The sequence below is a fragment of the Pseudomonas sp. LTR0 genome, assembly GCF_036630035.1.
GTDB lineage: Bacteria > Pseudomonadota > Gammaproteobacteria > Pseudomonadales > Pseudomonadaceae > Aquipseudomonas > Aquipseudomonas putida_Y.
The window spans coordinates 4,533,176-4,553,989 of record NZ_CP123734.1 but is presented as its reverse complement, the minus strand read 5'-3'; the positions used below and the strand labels follow the sequence as shown (position 1 = coordinate 4,553,989).

The following is a 20,814-nucleotide window of genomic DNA, read 5'->3' as shown; positions in this document are numbered from 1 at the left end:
AATCCTTCGATGAAAAAGTTCTTCAGCCTGATCGCCACCCTGCTGGTGCTGGTCGCTGCCGTGGCCATCGGTCGCCAGTTGTGGCTGCACTACATGACCACGCCATGGACCCGTGATGGCCGTGTGCGTGCCGACATCATCAACGTCGCTGCCGACGTGCCCGGCTACGTGGTGGATGTACCGGTCAAGGACAACCAGCGGGTGAAGAAGGGCGACCTGCTGATCCAGATCGACCCTGAGCACTATCAGTTGGCGGTCGACCAGGCCAAGGCGCTGGTCGCTTCGCGCAAGGCCACCTGGGAAATGCGCAAGGTCAATGCCAAGCGCCGTGCCGACATGGACAACCTGGTGATCTCCAAGGAGAACCGCGACGACGCCAGCAACATCGCCAACTCCGCCCAGGCTGACTACCAGCAGGCCCTGGCCGAACTGGCTGCTGCCGAACTGAACCTCAAGCGCACCCACATCGTGGCCACGGTGGACGGCTACGTGACCAACCTGAATATCCACAAGGGCGACTATGCGCGTACCGGCGAAGCAGTGATGGCGGTGGTCGACGAGAATTCGTTCTGGGTTTACGGGTTCTTCGAGGAGACCAAGCTGCCGCATGTGAAGGTGGGGGACCAGGCCGAATTGCAGATGATGAGCGGCGAGCGCCTCAATGGGCATGTGGAGAGCATTGCCCGCGGCATCTACGACCGTGACAACCCACAGAGCCGCGAGCTGATCGCCGACGTGAACCCGACCTTCAACTGGGTGCGGCTGGCACAGCGGGTGCCGGTGCGCATTCACATCGATGACGTGCCGGAAGGGTTTTTGCTGGCGGCGGGGACGACCTGTACTGTGGTGGTGAAGCCGAGTTCGCCTTGAGATGCAGGTCGCCAGGCTGATCGAGCGCCGCCCGCGCGGTGCTCAATCCTACCGGCGACACATCCCTCAGTTCATGCACTCGCCGGTCCCACCAACACCGGCACTTTGACCCGATCAATCACCTTCGCGCTGATCGAGGGGTCGAGCAACCGCCCCAGCCGCGACAGGTGTCGGTGGCCCATGATGATCAGCTCGCAGCGCAGTTCCTGCGCTTTGGCGATAATCGCTTCAACCGGCAGCCCGGCCACCATGCAGCCCTGGCTGGCGAAGCCGGCTTGCTGCAGTTCGCGCACGGCCTCGGCTACGGCGTGGTCGGCATGTTGCTGTTCCACGCAGGCGGCGGGGTATTCTTCCAGTTCCTCGGCGGTGTAGGGCGCGGGTTGCTCGTGCACCGCGAAGGTGGAATCGATGGCCAGCAGCACGTGCAGTTCGTGCTCGCCCGGGCGGCAGTAGCGGCGGGCGAGGGTAAGCAGGGCGGCGGATGCGGGGGAGGCGTCGATGGCGATCAGGACGGGGCTGGGCATGCGGGATCCTTGATGTATTTGGGGACTTGGGCGGCCTCTTCGCGGGTAAACCCGCTCCTACAGGCCAACGCAACACCTGAACCAAGGAGCCGGTTTACCTGCGAAAGGACCGAACCTGCCATGCAGCATTTTTGACCTAATCCTTCCCTGAATAAATGGCGCACCACGCACAAGCGCATTGCGTCCGGTGCAATCCATCAACCTGATACCATCGCATTCCCCACAGCTGTAACGGAAAACGGCCATGCAACTTCCGGACATGAACCTGCTTGTCGCCCTCGATGCCTTGCTCGACGAGGGCAGCGTGGTTGGCGCGGCGCAACGCATGAACCTGAGCCCGGCAGCCATGAGCCGGACCTTGGGGCGTATCCGTGAAGCACTGGGTGACCCGATCCTGGTGCGGGCCGGCCGTGGCCTGGTGCCGACGCCGCGTGCACTGGCCCTGCGCGAGCAGGTGCATGGCCTGGTGGAGCAGGCCGGGCAGGTATTTCGCAGTCGCGACGATGTCGACCTGGTGAACCTGGACCGTGCCTTCAACATCCGCACCAATGACCTGTTCATCGCCCTTTATGGGGCTCAGTTGTTGCGCATGATGCTGGCCCAGGCACCGCATACGGTGCTGCGTTTTGTGCCGGAGGGCAGCGGCGACGATGATGCGGTGCTGCGCAATGGGCAAATCGACTTGATCATCAGCTCAGCCATTGAACTGGGCCCCGAAATCAAGGTTCAGAGCCTGTTCAACACCTACTTCGTGGGCTTGGCGCGGGAAGGGCACCCGGTTTTCGATGACGAGATAACCCCTGAGCGCTTCGCCGCCTACCCGCACATCAGCGTGTCACGCCGTGGCCGCGCCAATGGGCCTATCGACGTGGCGCTGGCCAATTACAAGGTGGAGCGCCGGGTGGCCCTGATCACGACGAGTTTTCACTCCGCGATGTTTTCGCTGCCGGACTCAGACCTGATCTTGCCGATACCCGCCAATATCCTGAACAGTGTGAACCGGCTGAAACTGCCATTGCGGTCCTTCGAGATCCCCGTGCCACTGGAAAAGGTCAACGTCATGCAGGCGTGGCACCCGCGGTTCGATAATGACCCGGCCCATCGCTGGCTGCGGCAGACGTTGAAAGCGTGCGGCAGGATGGACCCTTAAGGCGTGTGGCACGTGCGCATCCGCTACCCGATTGCGTTTGACGCAATATAAAACTGCCGACAAGTCAGTTTTCGTAAGCATTCGACCTTCTTAGACTTGCTCCAGTCGCAAATTTGTTGCCGGAGATGTCTGTCCATGAGTTCCCTGTCCGTCCCGTCTGCCGCCACTGCCGCCGCCCTCGCGCCGGCTGCCCCCGCGCAGGCTGCGTTCGGCCTGCAGGTCGTGGTCGGGTTGTTCGGTGTGTTGCTGGCTGTGCTTTGCGCCGGCCTCAACGAGTCGGTAACCAAGATTTCCCTGGCCGATATCCGCGGCGCCATGGGCATCGGAGCCGACGAAGGGGCCTGGCTGCTGGCGGCATACAGCGCCGCTTCGGTATCGGCCATGGCTTTCGCGCCGTGGCTGGCCACGACCTTCTCGCTGCGGCGCTTCACCATGAGCGCTGTCGGCCTGTTCGCCGTGCTTGGCTTGCTGCAACCTTTCGCCCCCAACCTGCACAGCTTGATGTTGCTGCGCATACTGCAGGGCTTTGCCGCTGGCGCGTTACCGCCGATGCTGATGAGCGTGGCCCTGCGCTTTTTGCCGCCAGGCATCAAGGTCTATGGCTTGGCCTGCTACGCCCTGACCGCCACCTTTGGCCCCAACCTCGGCACGCCACTGGCGGGGCTATGGACCGAATACGTCGGTTGGCAATGGGCGTTCTGGCAGATCATCCTGCCCTCGCTGCTGGCCATTTTCTGCGTAGGCTGGGGGCTGCCGCAGGACCCGCTGCGCCTGGAGCGTTTCAAACAGTTCGACTGGCGGGGCGTACTGCTGGGCCTGCCCGCCATCAGTTGCACTGTGCTGGGCCTGTCGCTGGGCGACCGCTGGGGTTGGTTCGATTCGCCGCTGATCTGCTGGCTGCTGGGCGGTGGCCTGCTGTTGCTGGTGTTGTTCATGTACAACGAGTGGTCCGAGCCGTTGCCATTCTTCCAGTTGCGCTTGTTGCAGCGGCGCAACTTGAGTTTCGCCCTGGTGACCCTGGCCGGTGTACTGGTCGTGCTCTCGGGTGTGGGCAGCATCCCGTCGGCCTACCTTGCGCAGATCCAGGGCTACCGCCCGGCGCAGACCAGCCCGTTGATGATGCTGGTGGCCATGCCGCAACTGATCGCCCTGCCGCTGACAGCGGCACTGTGCAACATCCGCGCAGTGGACTGCCGCTGGGTGCTGGGCATTGGCCTGGCGATGCTGGCGGCGTCCTGTGTTGGCAGCAGCCTGCTGACCAGCGAGTGGATCCGTGGCGACTTCTACCCGTTCTACCTGCTGCAGGTGTTCGGCCAGCCGATGGCAGTGCTGCCGTTGCTGATGCTGTCCACCAATGGCATGACCCCGCAGGAAGGCCCGTTCGCCTCCAGCTGGTTCAACACCGTCAAGGGCCTGGCCGCCGTGATCGCCGGTGGCCTGCTGGAGGTTCTTGGCACCCTGCGCCGGCATTTTCATTCCAATCACCTGGTAGACAGCTTGGGCAACGCCCCGTTGATCGACGGTAACGCTGCTGGCTTGGCCAAGCGTATTCACGACCAGGCGCAGGTATTGACCTCGGCCGACCTCTATCTGGTGCTGGCCTGTATCGCCGTGGCCCTGATCTGCCTGATTCCTTTCGTGCCTACCCGGGTCTATCCGCCGCGTGCGGTGGCTTGAACCCTGGATGATGTCGAGAACTATTGAAATGACCAACAACCGCAAAACCCTTTTTATCGGCTCGGTGCTGGCCGTTGCCGTCCTGGCCGGCATCGTCGGCCCCTGGATCTTTGGCAGCGACCACCGCCAGAGCACCAATGACGCCTATGTGACCGCTGACTACACCGTGGTCGCGCCCAAAGTCACCGGTTTCATCAAGCAAGTGCTGGTGGAAGACAATCAGCAGGTCACGGCTGGCCAGTTGCTGGCGACCATCGACGCCCGTGACTACCAGGCCGCGCTGGATGCTGCGCAGGCGCAGTTGCTGGTAGCCCAGGCACAAAGCGCCGATGCCCGCGCCACGCTTGAACGCCAGGATGCGCTGATTGCCCAGGCCGAAGCGGCAGTGAAGGCGGCCCAGGCTGAGGTGGCGTTCGCCGACCATGAAGTCAAGCGCTACAGCCGCCTTGCCGAGCAGGGCGCGGGTACCGTGCAGAACGCCCAGCAGGCGCGCAGCGCTGTCGATCAAGCCCGAGCTCGCCTGGCCAACGCTCAAGCTGCGCGGGTCGCGGCGCGCAAGCAGGTAGACATCCTCACGGCTCAAGTGGCCAGCGCCGATGGCCAGCTCAAGCGTGCCGAAGCAGGCCTGGAAAAGGCCCAGCTCGATCTGTCCTACACCCGCATCACAGCGCCGGTGGACGGTATGGTCGGCGAACGCGCCCTGCGCGTGGGGGCCTACGTCAACCCGGGTGCCCGCCTGCTGTCGGTGGTGCCGTTGCAGCAGGCCTATGTGGTCGGCAACTTCCAGGAAACCCAGCTGACCCACGTTCAGCCGGGTCAGCCGGTGAGCATCAGCGTCGACACCTTCTCCGGCGAAACGCTGCAAGGCCATGTGCAGAGCATTGCCCCGGCTACCGGCGTAACCTTCGCCGCAGTCAAGCCAGACAACGCCACCGGCAACTTCACCAAGGTGGTGCAACGCATTCCGGTCAAGATCGTTCTCGATGATGGCCAGCCACTGCTCACCCGCTTGCGTGTGGGCATGTCGGTAGAAGCAACCATCGACACCCGTGGCGACAAGCTGGACGGCAAAGAGGTGAGCGCGCGATGAAGCCGGGATTACGCTTGAGCCCGTTGCTGCTGGCCGTGCTGCTGGCCGGCTGCACCATGGGCCCGGACTTCCTGCGCCCAGATAGCCAGGCCCCGCAGCAGTGGGCGCCATTGCAAGGCGAGGCGGCAGCCAGCCAGCCGCAGGCCGAACCGCTGGAGCTGCGCTGGTGGGAAACCTTCCACGATGCAAAGCTTAGTGCCTTGATCCAGCGCGTTGCCGAGCGCAACCTCGACTTGCAGATGGCCAGCGCGCGCCTGCTGCAAAGCCGTGCGCTGCGCAGTACCTTGGCTGCCGACGAAGTACCGTCGGTGGACGTGAACGCCGGTTACAGCCGCGCTCGTAACAGCGCCGATGGCTTGAGCGATCCGTCCGGCAAGGCCGGGAAAGAAGCCTTCAACCTCTGGCAGGGTGACCTGGTGGCCGGTTGGGAGCTGGACCTGTGGGGCCGTGTGCGGCGTCAGGTCGAGGCTGCCGATGCCACGGTCGAAGTGGCCGAGAATGACCGCCGCGGTGTGCTGGTGGCACTGCTTTCGGAAACCGCCGGCAATTACATCCAGTTGCGTGCCGTGCAGCACACCCTGGATGTGACGCAGGACAACCTCAGGGTCGCCCGGCACAGCCTGAAGCTGTCCCAGGACCGCCAGGCCGAAGGTGTTGCCACGCGCCTGGATGTGGCCCAGGCCAGTGCCCAGGTCGCGTCTATCGAGTCGCGCCTGCCAAGCCTGGAAGCGCGGCGTGATGACCTGATCAATGCCCTCAGCCTGCTTGCTGCCGAGCCGCCGCGCAGCCTCCAGGCCGAATTGCTGCAAGGCGGCGAGCTGCCCGCGCCGCAGCAGAAGTTTGCCATCGGCTTGCCGTCCGAACTGGCCGAGCGCCGCCCGGACATCCGCCAGGCCGAGGCCCGCCTGCATGCCGCCACCGCCAGCATTGGCGTGGCCAAGGCGGATTTCTACCCGAGCATCCGCCTGTCGGGCAGTGTCGGCTTCCAGGCCATGCAGCTGTCGGATTTCGGTGGCTGGGATTCGCGCCGGTTTGCCTTCGGTCCGCAGTTGTCGCTGCCAGTCTTCGAAGGCGGCCGGCTCAAGGGCACCCTGCAACTGCGCGAGGCGCAACAGCAGGAAGCCGCGCTGAACTATCGAAAGGTAGTGCTGGGGGCCTGGCATGAAATTGACGATGTGCTGCGCCTGTACAACGCCAGTCAGTTGCGCCGTGATCACCTTGCCGAGGCCGTGCGGCAAAACCGTATCGCCCTGGAAACCGCCCAGCGCCAGTATGTGGAAGGGGCGGTGGACTTTCTCAATGTGCTGACGGTACAAGGCGCGCTGCTGGCCAGCGAGGAGCAATGGATCGACAGCTCGGCAGCGGTGTCGCAGGCGCTGGTGGGGCTGTACAAGGCGCTGGGTGGAGGCTGGCAGGCGTTTGATGGGCCGCCGCAGAATGCTCACGGTTAGAGAGGAGGCATGGATTCTGCGGGGGACAGGCAGCCGAACACTCAGAGCGGGCGCAGCAGGCCAAAGCGCTTGCGCAGTGCCCAGTCCAGCAACCGCCGCGGCAGCAACCGGGCCATCAGCGGCAAGGCGGTACTGCCATTCCCCAGCCGCACCCGTGCTGGCGCCGGCGACTTGCCGACGGCTGCCAGCACGCCTTGGGCAAATACCGCCGCTGAAGTTGGCTTGTCCTGCGATGCCCGCGCCCGCGCCTGCACATGCTCACGCAAAGGCCACCACGGCGAGTCCATCGCCAGCACTAGCTCGGCCTGGCGCTGGGCATTGCTGGCGAACTGCGAGGCTATTGCGCCCGGCTGTACTTCCATCACCTGCACACCGAACGGTGCCAGTTCCAGGCGCAAGGCATCGCTCAGGGCATGCACAGCCGCTTTCGAGGCGCAGTAAGCGCCGGCGAATGGCGTGACCAGCACGCCCGATACACTGCCGATATTCACCACCAGGCCGCGTGAGCGGCGTAGCAGCGGGAACAGTGCCCGGGTAACGCCGACCACGGCGAAAACGTTGGTTTCGAACTGCTGGCGCAGGGCGTCGACGCCACCATCGAGCAGTGGCCCCATGGCGCCGTAGCCGGCGTTGTTGATCAGGATATCGAGGGTTTCCAGTTCCTCTGCCAGGCGGGCCAGCGCCTCGCCGTCGTTTACATCCAGCTGCCGGGCCGTGTAGCCGGCGGCACTCAGTTGCTCGACATCCTCAGGCTTGCGGGCGGTGGCCCAGACATGGTGGCCGGCATCGCGGAAAGCGTCGGCCAGGGCGCGGCCGATGCCGCTGGAACAACCGGTGATCAGGACGGTGGGCATGGTTGGGGCCTGTTGTCATGGAGGAAACACATCAATTGGCAAACGTACCTTGCAGGTGCTCTGCCCGGAACTCCAGGGTCTGCGGCCGATAGCCGGAACGCAGCGGCGGCAATGGCAGGCAGTCTTGCCACTCGGCCCCCGGCTGCAATTCACCTGGCCCTCGGTATCGCGGTGCATTGTAGGTGTTCTCGGCCAGGTTCACGGTATCGCCCGGTGCGTACGCTGCCACGCGCCAGCGCAGTTCGGTCAGCGGCACGTCGTTGCCGTTCTTCATGCGTACCAGCAGGGCACGGTCGGCGGGGCAGTGTTCGGGGGCGTAGGTCAGGCGCAGGGCCAGGTGTGCCAGTCGGCTGCTTTCGCGGCTGTCTTGCCAGACGACGAACGAAGCCACCAGGCCCAGGCCACACACGGCCGCCAGGGAGATGGGGAGAGCCTTGGCTGGGTAACGCAACAACAACACCAGCCAGGTGAGGACCAGCAGGGCACCGATCAGCATCGCGTAATCGCCTCATTCGCGCGCAGGGAGGGCTACAGCCTATCTAAAACCCAGCGGTCAGGTAACCGGTGAGCACCTATGCCAGAAGCCAGACCTGGCATTGCTGCGAGTAGTGGAAAGGGTACATCCATTCTAGATTCCGCCATGCCTATTCAGAAGGAGCAAGGCCATGAGTCAGACAGCGATTGAGCAAAAGCCTGTGCAAGAAATGAAAAAAGCGCCTGCCAAGGGCAAAGTGACGGCAGTCATCAGCCTGGCGGGTCAAAGGGAGGATTTCGTTTCAGAGGGCGTGGACTACGGGAACGCTGAACAATCAGCGTGGTTGTATGCGTACAAGGGGCAGGCCGACGATGCGGACGTCTACATCGACTTCGACCTGGCATTGCAAGGGGGCGTGCGGGATGTCGTTATCGATGATGAGGCGAACCGGGCACTTGTCCACAAGCGCGGCACAACCTATGGCGGCTATGCGAAATCCGGGCATATCCGGAAACTTGAGAAGACCGCCACAAGCATCAGGGCAGAATCCTTCGAATTTGAAGGGGAGGATGATTTGCAGCGACCTTTCAGGGTGGTGGGTGGCCCGTTCGACATCTACGTCATAGCTCCGACCCTTGAATGAGCAGGCTCGCCCCTGGTCAACCCAGGGGCGAGTCAGCATTTACTGCGCGATGGTCTTCACCGAAACGCCGCGCTCGATGGGGGTGGAGGTGCGCCCGTACACATCCTCGAAGCGTTCGATGTCATCTTCGCCCAGGTAGCTGCCGGACTGCACTTCGATGATCTCCAGCGGGATCTTGCCCGGGTTACGCAAACGGTGCACCGAAGCGATCGGGATATAGGTCGACTGGTTTTCGGTCAGCAGGAACACATTCTCGTCGCAGGTCACCTCGGCGGTACCGGACACCACGATCCAGTGCTCGGCGCGGTGATGGTGCATCTGCAGCGACAGGCTGGCGCCCGGCTTGACGGTGATGTGCTTGACCTGGAAGCGGCCGCCCATGTCCACCGAGTCGTACGAGCCCCACGGGCGATACACTTCCAGGTGGTTCTGGGTTTCCGTGCGGCCCTGTTCGTCGAGGGTCTTGACCATCTGCTTGACGCCTTGGACCTTGTCCTTGTGGGCAATCATCATGGCATCCTTGGTCTCGACCACCACGATGTTCTCCAGGCCGATCACCGACACCAGTTTGCCGTTGCCGTGGATCATGCAGTTGTGGCTGTCTTGCACCACCACGTCGCCTTTGGTGACGTTGCCGTTGTCGTCTTTCTCGTGCACTTCCCACAGCGACGACCAGCAGCCGACGTCGCTCCAGCCGGCCGACATCGGCACCACGCAGGCACGCTGGGTCTTTTCCATTACCGCGTAGTCGATGGAGTTGTCCGGGCAGCAGGCGAAGGTGGCTTCGTCGATGCTCAGCACATCGCCGTCTTCCTCGCTACGCTCCAGGGCCAGCACGCAAGTGTCGTAGATGTCGACATCGTGCTTTTTCAGTTCCTCAAGGAAGCGGCTGGCGCGGAACAGGAACATGCCGCTGTTCCAGAAATAGCCACCGGCCTGGACGAACTCGGCGGCGCGTTTTTCATCGGGCTTCTCGACGAACTGCGCAACCCGCGCCACGCCCTCGGGCAGCAGCGCGTCCTGGCTGGAGCGGATGTAGCCATAGCCGGTTTCCGGCTTGGTCGCCGGCACGCCGAACAGCACCATCTCGCCACGCTCGGCGGCCACGGTGGCCAAGGCCAGTGCACGTTGCAGGGCCTTCTGGTCATCGATCACATGATCGGCAGGCAGCACTAGCATCAGCTCGTCGCGGCCTTCGTTGACCAGCTTCATGGCAGCCATGGCCACGGCCGGCGCGGTGTTGCGGCCGAACGGTTCCATGAGGATGCCCTGGGTTTCCAGCTTCAGTGCGGCCAGCTGCTCCTGGACGATGAACTTGTGGTCCTTGTTACAGACCACGATCGGGGTGTCCATGCCCTCGAATACAAGGCGCTCGATGGTTTGCTGGAACAGCGTGTGTTCACCGGTCAGGGCCAGGAACTGTTTGGGGAACTGTTTGCGCGACAGAGGCCACAGACGGGAACCGCTACCACCAGAAAGAATTACCGGGATCATCATGTTTCTCCAATAGTCGTTGAGAGGCAGGGGAATCAGTTGCTAGCCACGGGGCGAGTTACCCACACCGGCGACAAGGCGTTGCCGGAACCCGTTACGTACAGCACTGCGGCTTCGCCGCGCTCCAGGGCGACGGGTTTTACGTCACCCACTTTCTTGTCTCCTTGGTACAGCGCCAGGTTGACTTTGACCGGGTTGATTTCACGTTCGCCACGGCCGTTGGCGGCCACTGGTTTGACCACTTCGGTCTTGCCGTCTGCGGTTTTCAGGGTCAGTTGCTGGTCGCTCAGGTTCTGTACGCGCACCAGAGCTTTCTGCTTGTTCTTGAACGGTGGTTCTTCGATCAGTTTCGGGTTGCCGTTGTTGCTGTTGACCAGCGTGTAGTACTTGTCCGAGGCCAGCTTGACCGGCACGCTCTTGCCGCCGACCTGGGCGGTGTAGTCGCCACCTGGCAGGAAGCTGAAGTCGCTGCTGGCCTGGGCACCAACCTGTTTGATCTGGGTGTTGCCGACCGATGCTGCGGCCGGTGCACTGGTGGCGTTGTACAGGCGTACGAAGGTCGAGCCTTTCGGCGCGCTAGGGCCATAAAGCGCGGCGTCGGCACCGGCAAAGGCCTGCATCGAGGCAAGGGAAAGGCCGGCCGCGAGGGTGAGGGCTTTGGCAATGGAAGTCTTGGTAGTCATGTGCGTTTCCTCTCTATCAGTCAGTGGTCTGTCCGGGTGGACGACAAGGCCAGGTTTTGTTCGGATTTACGGGAGTTTTTCAGCTGCGCGATCCACTGCGGATCGAAGCTGCTGAGGTCGTTTTTCATTGGCAGATAACGTTCGGGGAATTCCCACACCACCACTTGTGGTGCGGCGTTTTTGAAGGCATCGCTTTGCAGGTACTTGAGCATCGGCAGCAGTGGGCCATGGCCGTCTTCGGCGTAGTTGGCGACGTCACTGCGCAGGGCCTGCTGCAGCGCGCCGAGGAAGTTCCAGTGCGGGTTGGCGCTGTAGCTGGTGCCTACCAGTGCAACCGGGATCTGCTTGTCGGCGAACAACGCGTCGCCGGCGTCACCCTCGGTGTCGACTGGGCGAGTGGTGCGTTGCTGCAGGTTGTCCGGGGTCGGCAGCAGGTTGCTGAACAACGGGTCCAGTGGCAGGAAGTTGGTCAGGTCGCCTTTGTAGGGGGCGGTGTTGCCGGCTTCGGTGATGAAGGCTTGTGGGGCGCCGTTGAGCAGGCTCTGGCGGCTGACCGCTTCGGCCAGTGTTTGCGCCGCCACTTCGGCACCCATAGGCGTCCAGTGGGTATCGGTACGCAGGAACACCTGGCCACGGGCCTTGGCCTGCTCCATCGGTGCCATCAGGTCCGGTGCGAACACGTTGGCCTGGCGTGCCTGGGCATGGAACTGGTTATACAGGTCGTCATGCAGGCTGGCAGGCTGCTCTTTGCCCAGGTACTCGGCGTAGACCCGCGCCTTGGCCGGCACGATCGCCAGCACCAGCTGGCTACCGTGTTGCTGCAGGGTGTCGCGTACGCCACGGATCAGGGCCAGGTTTTCCTGCATCAATTGCTCGGCACCGGCGGTGGGCTTGAACTCTTCGTCGCTGAACAACCACTGGTCGCGGCCCAGTACCACCCCCGGGCGGCCTTCGTTGAACAGCTTGAAGTCCATTGCCGCCCACAGGTTGGTGCCCAGGCGCTTGATCGGGAATTCGGCGTCGTAGTGGGTCTCGGCGGCTTTGGCCAGCTTGCCGTTGAGCAGGGTCATCTGCTCGGTGCGCTGGAAATTCTGCAGGCCACCGGTGGACCAGGCGCCCATGCCGACCAGCAGGCCGAGGAACGACAGGGAGTAGGTGATGCGTAATGTCCGGGTCATGGTCATCAACCTCAGAACTGGAAGTAAAGGAACGGCGAGTAGCTTTGTGCCGAAAGCTTGAGGATCGAGGCGACGAACAGCAGCAGGATCAGTGCGCGGGTCATCACCCGGGTCCAGTCCAGGCCTATCGAGCCGTCAGCGTTGACCTGCACCGGGGGCGCCGTGGGCGTCGGTCTGGCATTGCGGTAGAAGTCACGCAGGCCGAAGAACGCCAGGGTGAGGTAGGCGATGACCAGGGTGGCCACCTGCAGACCGGTGAGCTGGGCACGGTTGAGCTCCGACAGCTGCCAGTCGCCGAAGCTGAACATGGCGCCGTACATGCGGGCGGCCACATGCAGGTTTTCGGCGCGGAAGATCACCCAGCCGACCACCACCAACAGGAAGGTGAAGGCCCACTTCACTGGGTTGAAGCGCTGCGGGTTGGTGTCGATGCCCAGCGCGCGCTCGATGGCCAGCCACATGCCGTGCCACGCGCCCCAGATGATGTAGGTGAAGTTCGCACCGTGCCACAGGCCGCCCAGCAGCATGGTCAGGAACAGGTTGCGGTAGGTATTGAAGGTGCCTTTGCGGTTGCCGCCCAAGGTGATGTACAGGTAGTCGCGCAGCCAGGTCGACAGGCTGATATGCCAGCGCCGCCAGAACTCGGTGATCGACTGGCTGATATAGGGCTGCTTGAAGTTTTCCATGAAACGGAAGCCCATCATCAGGCCCAGGCCGATAGCCATGTCGCTGTAGCCGCTGAAGTCGAAGTACAGCTGCGCGGTGTAGGCCAGGGCGCCCAGCCAGGCATCGCCGGTGGTGGGGTTTTGCAGGGCGAAGCAGTGATCGGCGACCACGGCCAGGGTGTCGGCGATGAACACTTTCTTGATGAAGCCCTGCATGAAACGGGTGCAGCCTTCGGAAAACTTGTCCAGGGTGTGGGTACGGTTGTTGAACTGGTCGACCAGGTCCTTGAAACGCAGCACGGGGCCTGCGATCAGGTGCGGGAAGATCGCCACGAAGGCTGCGAAGTCGATCAGGTTGCGGGTAGCTGGGGTGTCGCCGCGGTATACGTCGATGATGTAGCTGATCGACTCGAAGATGTAGAACGAGATACCGATCGGCAGCAGCACGTGGGTCAGAATGAATGGCTCCAGGCCAAACGAGGTCATGATCGCGTTCAGGCTGTCGACGCCGAAGTTGGCGTACTTGAAGTAGCCGAGGATCGCCAGGTCGACACCCACGCCGAGCAGCAGCCAGCGCTGTGCCGGCTTGGTGCGCACACCGGCGGCACCGACTTTCAGGCCGATCCAGTAGTTCCACAGGGTGACCCCGGCGAACAGTGCCAAAAAATCCACCCGCCACCAGGCATAGAAGATGTAGCTGGCGATCAGCAGCAGCAGGTTGCGATAACGTTGCCCGCTCAAGTAGTACAGGCCGAGGAAGATCGGCAAGAACAGGAACAGGAACACGTTGGACGAGAAGACCATCCCGGTTCTCCTAATTTGTTCACAGCATCCAGGGCAAAGCGCCCCCCAAACCCCCCACAAAAAGGTGGGAGATACCTAGTCCCCTGTAGGAGCGGGTTCACCCGCGAAAGGGCCGGGCCTGCCATCTGCGGTGCCCTGTGCCGGCCTCTTCGCGGGTAAACCCGCTCCTACAGGGATGGTGTTACTTTTTACGCTCTGCACTCGGGTCGTAGACCCGGGTCAGGTCGCCGCCCAGCCGGAAGCTGTTGAACGGCTGCATGTCGTGCTTGCGCTCAAGTGTGTCGCCAACGCAGTGGTACAGCGCACACCAGGGCTCGAGCCAGGAATACTTGCTGTCGACCTTGAGGTCGGTCATGTCCTGTTTCTTGCCCGCGCGCGCCTTGAAGTGGCTGGGATCGCGGGCGCCGGCCAGCACGCCTTCACCCAGGCGCTGCAAGGCGAAGTTGTTCTCGGCGCGCAGGTCGACGCCATTGGCCTGGGCGAAGCTGGCAATCATCGCCAGCGGCGGCAAGGCGTAGTTGTGATAGGCCAGCGCGCGCTGCTTGCGCTTGATTTCGTTGGGCAGGAAGCCCTGGTCATCCACCTGGTTGGCGCCCACCTTGTATTCCTTCACGGCCCAGTCGAACAGGTCGCGCCGGTCGGTGGCGACGGCGGTAGCCATGACCGACCAGGCCGCCCAGTAGCTGTGGTTGTTGATCTTCTCCAGCGGCAGGTTGCTCCAGTCACGCACAGTCTGCTCGGCCAGGCGGGTAAGCCATTTTTCGATCAGGTCGGCCTCGGCCTGGTGTGCGGCCAGCGGCTGCGAGTTGGAGAATTTCAGGCGCAGCCACGAACCGCTCATGCTGCCCAGCGCCCATTTGCGCATCGACTTGCCGGTATGGTTGTAGTCGGTGGACAGCAATGCACCGGCGCGTGCCCAGGTGCCCAGCCACGTCAGGGTGCAGTCGAGTTGCGCCGGGCGGCCGTCGCGCATGTACTGGCCGACCATCTTGCTCACGCCTTTCTCAAGCGTGGTGATGTCTTCGGTCGACTTGCGGAAGGCTTTTTCCGAGGCCACGTTGAGCGTTGCCCGTGCCTTGTCCGAGCCTTCGTACTTGCTGCGAAACTGCAGCGCACCGGTGTATGGCTTGGGCGCCGCTTCGCAGCGGAAATTGCCATCGCCGGTCTTGAGTTTTTCGATCCCCTCGTAGTAACCCTGCGGCGGTACCAGCGCGGCGTGCGCGGCACCGCCAAACAAGGCCAACGCGAGCAGGGCGGGGCTGGAAATACGCTTGATGATGGTCATGGGTCGCCTCACTGGCCGGCCTGCGCGGTTTGCGCAGGCACGGCGAAGTTGTTGCGTTTGCAGAGCTTGGCCTCGACCTTCTGGGTGCCGCTTTCCGGCCCCTGTACCTCGAACGCCAGCAGGCGCTGACTGGCCCAGTCCTCGTCTTCGCGCATCTGGAAGACGAAGCGGCCGTCGGTGTCGGAGGTTTCAGGCTTTTCCAGCTTGATGTCCTCGTGACGGCCGTTGAGGTACCACAGGGTGGCCTGCAACACCTTCACCGAGGGGTCTTCGAACTTGACGTCCATCTGCAGGTCGCGGTTGATCAGGTCTTTGATCACGCCGCCCTTGCCGTTGACCATCAGCTCGTTCTTGCCCGGCTTGAGGGTGGTGCTGGCGCTCATCAGGGCTGGGCGGTCGTCGCAGCCGTCGTCGAGCAGGCCAAGGATTTGCCGCCAGATGGTTTCCTGGTTCAGGCGGTACAGCGGGGAGAATTCCCAGATGAGGATCTTCGGCGGGTTCTTCTGGAATTCCTCGCTGCCCAGGTACTCGATCATCGAGCCTTCCAGGCCACCGCCTGGGAAGGCGACGTTGAGCACGTCGGCGCCAATGTATTGCTCGAGGAAACCCGAGAAGTTGTAGTTCTTGCCACTGTGGCTGGTACCGACCAGGGTGATCTGCGCGTTGCCGCTGTCACCGAACAGGTCGTCGCCGCCGCTCGAGCCTTTCGGCTCGGTGGCGAACTGGTCCATGTACTGGACGGCGTAGCTGGTACCGCACAGTTGGCCGGCAACGTTGTGCAGGGTGCCGGTCTTGCCCATGCGCCCGGACTTCTTCGTCTCGAATTCCTTGCGCGGGATGCCTTCGAAGGCTGGCATCTTGTGCACGGTGTCGGCCACGATCTTCGCCGCGCGCTCGGCACCGTACGGCGTCCAGTGCTGGTCGCCACGGAAGTAGAAATCCTTGCCCTGGTCGGCGGCGGCCAGTTGCTCGTTGGTCAGTGGTGACAGGTCGGGCACGTTGTAGCCCATGCTGGCGAAGCGCTTGAGCATGGCCTGGTAGTTACCCAGGGCCTTCTGATAGTCGAAGGCAGCTTTTTCGGCCGGGTTGAGCATGTTGCGGTTCACCAGGCCACGGGTCGGCTGGTACACCACCACCAGTTCCACACCACGCTTCTTGAACGCGTCGTGCACTTGTTGCAGGCGTTTGTAGCCGGCCGGGGTGGTATTGAACTCGGTGCGCAGGTCTTCGCGAGTCCGGAACAGCCAGTCGCCCTGTGCCTGCACCAGCGTGGTGAAATTTTGCTGATAGCGGGTGGTGTAGCGGCTGGCATCGTGCGCTTCAGGGCACAACTGGCAGCAGGGCTCGGCTTTGAAGGTCGGGGCCTTGACGTCTTCGGCGCGTACGCCTTGGCTGATTGCCAGAAGGGCGGCGGACAGGCCCAGCAGTTTCATCAGGTGTGGAGTCATGGTCTGGGCTTCCTTAATCGATCATTTCGGTCTGGCGTTCGACCGGGTCGATCAGCACAGCCTTCTGCTGGCGTACCAGCAAGTCGAGGATTTCGTCCTGGCGCTCGCCCAGCACACCATTGAGGCTGATGCCGCTGGCCTTGCGCGGGGCGAGCATGGACACCTTGTACAGCTCGACCGACAGCGGCGAGTCGATCGACAGCGGGCCGGAGCCGTTGGCCGACAGCTCGCCACCCACCACGATCAGCGACACCTTGGTGTCGAACGGGTCGAGGGCGATGTCGCGGTCGGTGTCGGACAGGTCCTTGATGTGGCCGTATACGCCAACCAGGCCGTTGGCCATGGCGATGTTTTCGTACAGGCGGATGTTCACGCTGTTACGCACGCGGATGCCGTGGCGGCGGTTGTTGACCAGCTTGTTGCCCCAGATCAGATTGTCGCCGCTTTCGTACAGGGTGATGCCGTCGGTGTGGTTGCGGTAGATCTCGTTGTAGGCCACCAGGTTGTTGACGCTGTTACGGTCGATCACCACGCCCGAGAGCTTGTTGTCGTAGCTCTTGTTGTTGATGATCCAGCTGTCGTTGACCTCACGCGAGACGATGATGCCGTGCTTCTTCTTGGTGCCGTACACGGTGTTGCCGGCGATGATCAGGCGGTGCGAACGGTCGTGTGGGTCGATGCCATAGACGATGTTGTCGCGGTAGGTGCTGTCCTTGACCACGAAGTCCTGCGTTTCGTAGCAGTAGAAGCCGTACCACATGTCGCTGAACTCAGAACCGATGATCCAGCCGGTGGGTTCCGGGCGGCCCATGCGCTTGGCCATGTTCGGCGTGTACTGCGAGATGCTAACGCCATACGACTTGGACTTGGCGTAGCCGAAGCTGGCCATCTTCGTGTTGACGATGTAGGTCTCGGTACCGCCCCACGACAGCAGGAACGGGCGGAACTCCTTGGGCGAGCGGAAGGTCGCCGGGCCATTGTCCTTTTCCCGCCAGCCGGTCACCTGGGTGTCGGTTACGAACAGCTTGCCGTCATTGACCAGAAATGCGCCGCCCTCCTGGGACAGGCGCAGCTGTTTGACCTTGCCGTCGATCTCGAGGATGCCCTTTTGCCCGACCACGATCGGCAGGCGAGCCAGGTAAACCCCAGGCTCGACTTCGCTGAAGTACTGTTTGGGCACCTTCTTGCTCAACTCGGTCAGGTCGACATGGCCGTCATCGATGAAGATGGCCTGCGGGATGCCGTGCTGGCGCTGCACCCACTCGGCGGCCTTGTTGTCGCCGCCGACGAACTCCTTGAGGGTGTCCTCCTGGAACATACGGCGCAGGCTGACCCTGCCCTTGTGGCGGCGGTCGATTTTCTTCTGCACCGCCTCGGCCGTGAAACCGGTAAGGTCGGGCAGCTTTGGCGGGTCCATCTGCAGTGGCTCGATCGGTGCGCTGGCCACCGTGTAGGTCTTGGCCTGCTGCAGCTCCTTGGCGATCACCTGGGGCTCTGCGGCAGTGGCCAGGCCGCTTGCCAGCAGCAAGGCACTGGCCAACAGGCTGTGACGTAAGTGCGGGTGAAGGTTCATCACGGTCAGTCCCCTACCGGCCTCAGAAGCGCCAGATGACGTCGACGAAGGCGCGGTGCATGTAAGAGTCCGCTTCCTTGCCGTAGGCGTCGCCCGGCTTGAATACACCGGCACGCAGGCGCACCAGGGCTGACGGCTCGTCGATTGCCTGGCTCATCGAAGCCGGTAGCAGGCCTTGCTTGAAGTACTTGGTCACGACCACGTCCATTTCCTGGCCAAGGTCCTTCTCGCCGTCGACCAGCTGACGGTTCACGCCGTTGTCGTCGACCACCGCGTTGATGCCGCTGGAGCCGATGTTCTGGTTACCGTCGACCCGCCAGAACTTGTGGTAGATCAGGCTCGCGTCGTAGTCGTCGCGCAGCTGCCACGAAGCGAACAGGGTGGCTGCCTGCAGGTTGCCCAGTTCGCCGCGGAACGCTTCGCCGAAGCGGTGCACGCGCGAGCGGGTGCCGGTGAAATTGGAGCGGTTGCTCTCCAGGCCGGTCTGCTCGAAGTTGTTCGAGCCGTCATCGCCACCACCACCGCTACCACGGGCATAGGCCGCGCCGACCTGCCATTGCGGGTCCAGGCGCAGGCGGATACCGAGGTCGGTTGCCCAGGCGTTGATGTCACCGCTCTGCTTGCCGGTGGCGACCTGGTCGTCACCCACCTGCTGGGTGCTCAGCTTGTCGCGGTCACCGGTCAGCCAGGTGACGCTGCCCCAGTAATTCACGGTGTGGTCGTTGCGCCAGTTGTAGGCGTCGCTGTTTGCCTCAAGGCCCAGCCAGGTGAGGTCGCCGGTACGGGTCTTGTCCAGGGCGTCGACGGTTTCGCCGGGGTTCTTCAGGCTGCCGTTGTCGTGCGTATGGTGTGCCCGCACGCCGACCCAGTGGCCAGGCGTCCACTGAGTGGCGACGTTGCCGTAGAGGTGGGTGCGGTCCTTGTCTTCCGGGGCCAGCTCGGTGAGGTCGGTGCGGTATTCGCTGAAGCGCTGGGCCACGCCCAGGTCGGCCTTGAGCAGGGTGGTGTCGAAGGTCCAGTTCAGCGCTTCGATGTTGGTATCGCGCCACATGCCATCGTCGCTGCGCAGGCGCTGGCGACCGAAGCGCAGTTGCTCGCCGGGGTAGGCGGTGAGACCGCTGTAGCCGATCCAGAACTCGCGCATGGCCAGGTAGCTTTTGCCTGGTTGACGGCTGTCGTCGCCGGTTTCAGTGCTGGTGCCGTCGCCGTTCTGGCGCAAGGTGTCGGTTTCGATGGTGTCGGTCGCAGCGACCGCCTGGCCCATGGCGTAGGCGCTCCAGTTTCCGCGCTCGCCGTACACCCATGGGCGCAGATCCAGGCCCAGGCCGTTGACATCACCGCCAGAGCGGGTGCCCAGGTCTCGATCGTCTTCCGATTGCCCGGTGATTTTCACGTCCAGGCCGAAGTTTTTCTCGGCGGTCATTTCCGCCAGGGTCGGGCAGGACCACAGCAGGGCGAAGCTCAGACCGATACCGGCTTTCACGAAGGGGTTGAGCGTCATAGCGAGTCCTCACCGTCTACTTCTTTTTCGTCGTCTTGCAGGGCTTCGAGGGCCAGGGTGCTATTCGCGCCCTGCGCCATGCTGCCGCGTGCACGCTTTTCCTGGTCCAGCAGTTGCTGGGCCTGGTTGCGCTCGTCAGGTGTCAGTTGCTGGTCAAGCTTCTGCAGCAGTTCCGCTGATTGCGGCGTCGGGTTGGCCTGCGACAGCTGGGCAAACACCCAGGCGTTGCCCGGTTGCGGGCGGATGCCATGGCCCTCGCTGAATAGCTGGGCCAGGGCATAATCGGCGCTGTTCTGCCCGCCACGGGCGGAGGCCAGCAGGTGGTCGACGGCCTTCTGCGGCTCGACGTTGCCCAAGTAGCCGCGGCGGTAAAGCTGGCCCAGGTAGTAATGGGCGCTGATCTCACCGGCTTCGGCAGCGGCTTGCAGGTGCTGCTCGGCTTTGTGAGCGTCGGCAGGCAGGGTTTTGCCTTCGTAGTACAGACGGCCCAGCAGCAGTTCGGCGCGTGGCTGTTCAGCTGCGCGGCCTTTGTCGATGTAGGCCATCAACTGGTCGGTGTCGCCCAGTTCGGGGAAGTCGTATACCAGCTGTGCCAGGCTGACCCAGGACGCCGGGTTGGCCGGGGCTACTTGCTCGAGCAGGTCCTTGGCGGTTTTTTCGTCGGTCTGGCCGAGGCTGCGATCAGCCAACACCCGGGCCACGCTGTCGACCCGGGTGGCCGGTACGGCGCCACGGGCATAGGCGGATTTCAGCTGGCCGAGCAGGGCGGCTTGCTGGTCGGCCTGGCCACGCATCTGGTACACAGTGGCCAGTTCGACGTAGCAGATGTCGGTGGTGTTCAGCGCGGCCTTGCAGATTTTCTCCACCTCGCCCAGGTGCTGGTCGTAGGTGCCCTGGGTACGGTACAGCAACACCTGGGCCAGGCCTGCTTCCGGGTTGCCGGCGGCGCGCCACTGGTCGATCTGCTGCTGCGCGTTGACCTTGGGGAAACTCTGCGGGTAGCTGAGGTAGAGCATTGCCAGCGGAATCAGGGTATTGCTTTGGCCCTGTTTCGCGGCCTGCTTGAGCAGGGTTTCAGCTTCCTCACGTTCGGCCTGGGTGCTGTCAGGCTTGGCCACCAGCAAGCGGCCAAGGCGCGCCTGGGCGCGTGGCGACGTGGCGGCCGCAGCGCGATAGGTGGCCTCGGCTTCCTTGATTTGCGATGGGTCGCGGGTGGCCACCTTGATGTCCGCAAGGCCGACTTGCGCTTCGCTGTAGCCCAGGTCGGCCAGCGCCTTGTAGTTGCGCTCTGCCAATGCCGTGTCACCGCGCTTCAGGGCCTCGTTGGCCAGGCGCTGGTCGGGCAGGCCGGCACAGCCGGCCAAAGTGATGGCGGCGGCCAGTGCACACAATCCCAGGTTCACGCGGACCCTGTGGGAGCGGGCAAGCCCGCGAATTGGCATGGCCGAC

General features: G+C 63.2%; 18 protein-coding genes. 6 read left to right on the top strand and 12 right to left on the bottom strand.

Going from position 1 to position 20,814, the window contains the following annotated elements:
• The first annotated feature begins 9 nt into the window (after positions 1–9).
• Positions 10–870, top strand: coding sequence for an HlyD family secretion protein (locus tag QCL51_RS20875; RefSeq protein ID WP_021784099.1), 861 nt, complete (start codon positions 10–12; stop codon positions 868–870).
• A 71-nt stretch (positions 871–941) separates the two neighbouring features.
• Here QCL51_RS20875 and QCL51_RS20870 read toward each other — a convergent pair whose 3' ends face one another.
• Complete coding sequence (locus tag QCL51_RS20870) at positions 942–1,394, bottom strand: universal stress protein (RefSeq protein ID WP_101196239.1); 453 nt, start codon at positions 1,392–1,394, stop codon at positions 942–944.
• A gap of 244 nt (positions 1,395–1,638) precedes the next feature.
• Between QCL51_RS20870 and QCL51_RS20865 the strand changes: the two genes are divergently transcribed.
• The 4 genes from QCL51_RS20865 to QCL51_RS20850 all read left to right on the top strand — a co-directional run bounded on the left by QCL51_RS20865 (position 1,639) and on the right by QCL51_RS20850 (position 6,762).
• Positions 1,639–2,544 carry a LysR family transcriptional regulator gene (locus QCL51_RS20865; RefSeq protein WP_003251728.1) on the top strand — a complete coding sequence of 302 codons (906 nt, stop codon included), beginning with the start codon at positions 1,639–1,641 and terminating at the stop codon, positions 2,542–2,544.
• 135 nt (positions 2,545–2,679) lie between these two features.
• The gene (locus QCL51_RS20860) at positions 2,680–4,221 is read left to right on the top strand and encodes an MFS transporter (RefSeq protein WP_021784101.1); all 1,542 of its coding nucleotides are present in this window, start codon (positions 2,680–2,682) and stop codon (positions 4,219–4,221) included.
• Between the two features lie 28 nt (positions 4,222–4,249).
• Positions 4,250–5,311 (top strand): HlyD family secretion protein, encoded by a 1,062-nt coding sequence (locus QCL51_RS20855; protein WP_274101154.1) that lies wholly within the window; start codon positions 4,250–4,252, stop codon positions 5,309–5,311.
• Complete coding sequence (locus tag QCL51_RS20850; protein WP_021784103.1) at positions 5,308–6,762, top strand: efflux transporter outer membrane subunit; 1,455 nt, start codon at positions 5,308–5,310, stop codon at positions 6,760–6,762. The genes QCL51_RS20855 and QCL51_RS20850 overlap by 4 nt, the downstream gene beginning before the upstream one ends.
• Before the next feature lie 41 nt (positions 6,763–6,803).
• Here the strand turns inward: QCL51_RS20850 and QCL51_RS20845 are convergent, their stop codons facing one another.
• The gene (locus QCL51_RS20845) at positions 6,804–7,616 is read right to left on the bottom strand and encodes an SDR family oxidoreductase (protein WP_084852073.1); all 813 of its coding nucleotides are present in this window, start codon (positions 7,614–7,616) and stop codon (positions 6,804–6,806) included.
• Positions 7,617–7,647: 31 nt separating this feature from the next.
• Complete coding sequence (locus QCL51_RS20840; RefSeq protein WP_021784105.1) at positions 7,648–8,112, bottom strand: hypothetical protein; 465 nt, start codon at positions 8,110–8,112, stop codon at positions 7,648–7,650.
• A 169-nt stretch (positions 8,113–8,281) separates the two neighbouring features.
• On the opposite strand from QCL51_RS20840, the gene QCL51_RS20835 reads away from it, so the two are divergent.
• Positions 8,282–8,734, top strand: coding sequence for a hypothetical protein (locus QCL51_RS20835; RefSeq protein WP_021784106.1), 453 nt, complete (start codon positions 8,282–8,284; stop codon positions 8,732–8,734).
• 39 nt (positions 8,735–8,773) lie between these two features.
• Here the strand turns inward: QCL51_RS20835 and QCL51_RS20830 are convergent, their stop codons facing one another.
• The 9 genes from QCL51_RS20830 to algK all read right to left on the bottom strand — a co-directional run bounded on the left by QCL51_RS20830 (position 8,774) and on the right by algK (position 20,807).
• Entirely contained in the window at positions 8,774–10,228 is a 1,455-nt protein-coding gene (locus tag QCL51_RS20830) for a mannose-1-phosphate guanylyltransferase/mannose-6-phosphate isomerase (RefSeq protein ID WP_028697479.1), read from the bottom strand.
• A 35-nt stretch (positions 10,229–10,263) separates the two neighbouring features.
• Positions 10,264–10,911 (bottom strand): alginate O-acetyltransferase AlgF, encoded by a 648-nt coding sequence (locus tag QCL51_RS20825; RefSeq protein ID WP_021784108.1) that lies wholly within the window; start codon positions 10,909–10,911, stop codon positions 10,264–10,266.
• A gap of 20 nt (positions 10,912–10,931) precedes the next feature.
• Positions 10,932–12,089, bottom strand: a complete 1,158-nt coding sequence (locus tag QCL51_RS20820; RefSeq protein ID WP_021784109.1) for an alginate O-acetyltransferase — start codon at positions 12,087–12,089, stop codon at positions 10,932–10,934.
• Positions 12,090–12,100: 11 nt separating this feature from the next.
• Entirely contained in the window at positions 12,101–13,558 is a 1,458-nt protein-coding gene (locus QCL51_RS20815; protein WP_021784110.1) for an MBOAT family protein, read from the bottom strand.
• 181 nt (positions 13,559–13,739) lie between these two features.
• Positions 13,740–14,843 (bottom strand): mannuronate-specific alginate lyase, encoded by a 1,104-nt coding sequence (locus QCL51_RS20810; RefSeq protein WP_021784111.1) that lies wholly within the window; start codon positions 14,841–14,843, stop codon positions 13,740–13,742.
• A gap of 8 nt (positions 14,844–14,851) precedes the next feature.
• Positions 14,852–16,291 (bottom strand): alginate O-acetyltransferase, encoded by a 1,440-nt coding sequence (locus QCL51_RS20805; RefSeq protein ID WP_021784112.1) that lies wholly within the window; start codon positions 16,289–16,291, stop codon positions 14,852–14,854.
• 13 nt (positions 16,292–16,304) lie between these two features.
• Positions 16,305–17,864 (bottom strand): mannuronan 5-epimerase AlgG, encoded by a 1,560-nt coding sequence (gene algG / locus QCL51_RS20800; RefSeq protein WP_021784113.1) that lies wholly within the window; start codon positions 17,862–17,864, stop codon positions 16,305–16,307.
• Positions 17,865–17,886: 22 nt separating this feature from the next.
• The gene (locus tag QCL51_RS20795) at positions 17,887–19,365 is read right to left on the bottom strand and encodes an alginate export family protein (RefSeq protein WP_101196237.1); all 1,479 of its coding nucleotides are present in this window, start codon (positions 19,363–19,365) and stop codon (positions 17,887–17,889) included.
• Entirely contained in the window at positions 19,362–20,807 is a 1,446-nt protein-coding gene (gene algK / locus QCL51_RS20790) for an alginate biosynthesis TPR repeat lipoprotein AlgK (RefSeq protein ID WP_031322504.1), read from the bottom strand. The genes QCL51_RS20795 and algK overlap by 4 nt, the downstream gene beginning before the upstream one ends.
• Positions 20,808–20,814: the final 7 nt, after the last annotated feature.